At 35.1% G+C, this 2,132-nt stretch carries 1 protein-coding gene and 1 other RNA gene; both read right to left on the bottom strand.

Translation table 11 applies throughout. The features are described 5' to 3' along the window. The coding region (locus ACFIO3_RS12070) for a DNA polymerase III subunit gamma/tau (RefSeq protein WP_375704522.1) at window positions 1-929 on the bottom strand (929 nt) is incomplete at its 3' end. 223 nt (window positions 930-1,152) lie between these two features. Beyond that, window positions 1,153-1,250: signal recognition particle sRNA small type (gene ffs / locus ACFIO3_RS12065), an RNA gene on the bottom strand. Between the last annotated feature and the right edge of the window lie 882 nt (window positions 1,251-2,132).

The raw sequence follows: 2,132 nt of genomic DNA, 5'->3' as shown, positions 1-2,132 counted from the left end.
GGTGTAAAACGTAAACGTGTGACCAGATGATTAAAATCGGCTAGTTCTGTCAATATAGTAAGAGGATCAGCACCTGCTTCATATTGACTGCGTAATTCATGTAACGCATTGACAACATCGCCCTTCATGATAAATTCAAAAAGATCAATAATACGTGCTTGATCAGCTAACCCTAACATTGTACGCACCGCAATAGCGTTAACATTGCCATTGCTATGGGCAATCGCTTGATCAAAAATGGATAATGCATCACGTGCAGATCCTTCTGCAGCACGGGCAATAATAGAGAGTGCTTGATCTTCTACTTCTACCTTTTCATATTTCGCAATTTGGCGCAAATGTGCACTCAAAGCTTTTGATTCAATACGTCGCAAATCAAAACGTTGGCAACGCGAAAGAATTGTAATAGGAACTTTGCGAATTTCTGTTGTGGCAAAAATAAATTTTACATGCGACGGTGGTTCTTCAAGGGTTTTCAATAAACCATTAAAGGCTTGTGTTGAGAGCATATGTACTTCATCTATAATATAAACCTTATAGCGTGCAGAAACAGGACGATAGCGTATTTGTTCAATAATTTCACGAATATCATCAATGCCCGTATGAGAAGCGGCATCCATTTCTATAACATCAATATGGCGTCCTTCGATAATTTGTGTGCAATGTTCACCAAGAGAGTCCAATACAGTTGTTGGTTGGTCAATATCTTTTGTTTTATAATTAAGCGCACGTGCCAAAATACGTGCTGTTGTGGTTTTACCTACGCCACGAATCCCTGTTAACATCCACGCTTGTGCAATACGACCTTTTTCAAAGGCGTTGGTGAGAGTACGCACCATAGCTTCCTGACCAATGAGGTCAGAGAAGTTTTGGGGTCGATATTTACGAGCAAGAACACGATAGGCTGTTTCTACCGGTAAATTTTCCATGAATATTTCCAACTTCGAAGTTCTTTATGCGTACATTTTGATAATACAAAAGCATAGATCAATACTGTAGTCTCATATAAAAGGATTTTTTCTTAATCAAATTATTTATGGGACAATTTGTTTAAAAACAACAAAATCCCTTTATTTGCTGCATACAAACGCCGCTCTGAAGATTAAAAATACCTCGCTAAAAGACAGCATAAAAAATAATTTCTTCAGCAAAATAGGAGGTTGGAACAATGACCCGTACCAGAACTCGTTGGGGCTGCTTCTTTCCAGACCTGACCCAGTTGGCGAGTAGTTCGTCCACCACCAACCTCCCGAGTTCATATTGTCGATTTGGAATGAAAAATCAAGCTCGGAAACGAAAAATATCCTAAGAACGACAAAGAATTTTCCTTTGCGTTTAATTTATTGACATATAAACAACAAAGAGATTGAGGATTTATCAGTTTTCATAGCAGGAGTTTTTCATATTTATTGGGGATGAAAATATTTTCTTCGTTTAAGATAATCTGAATGTATAATTATAATCATTCGTTCAAACTTGCCTGTAAGAATTTTAGGATAGCTCCGTCTGTTCTAAAATTACGAAGTTGAATCATTAAAATTTGCAACGGCAAAAAAGGAAAATAAAGCATATAGATCGTGCAATGAATTATAATGAGAAATTTAGAGCAAGAATATTGTTTATGAAAATTATAAAATATTGATTCAATGACGTCTCCCCCTTCATACAAAACAGAACACTCTAAACACAATACACTTAAGTTTTACATTTACATGCTTTTACACGAAATATTTTTAACTCTATTTCATCACATCACTTGTAAAGTGTATACATACTGCCGCTGAGGTATAAGTCCATTGTGCACTACCATCTTTATGTTTAATAAAAGTACAAGCCAGAACCCTTATATTATTTAACATCTCCCCAATGTTGCAATCCTTTGCATTTGAGAGGTTTCATAAGGAACATTTTTATTCCTTTTTTCAATCAATTTTACTCACACACCACTCCTCTTTGTAACTTTCAAGAAAACGATTTTAATTGATTCAGTATGAATATCAAAGACTTAATTATAGTGAGTTAATGTCTTATCTTATAATACCACTCCATCATTTCTATTGTGAACGAGAATATCAAATACGTAATATTTTTTCTTTTAACATCTATGAATGTAAATCTTGAGTAGATGTTAT

It is taken from the genome of Bartonella sp. AD328YNZD, assembly GCF_042196425.1.
This window is presented reverse-complemented; position numbering and strand designations above follow the sequence as displayed.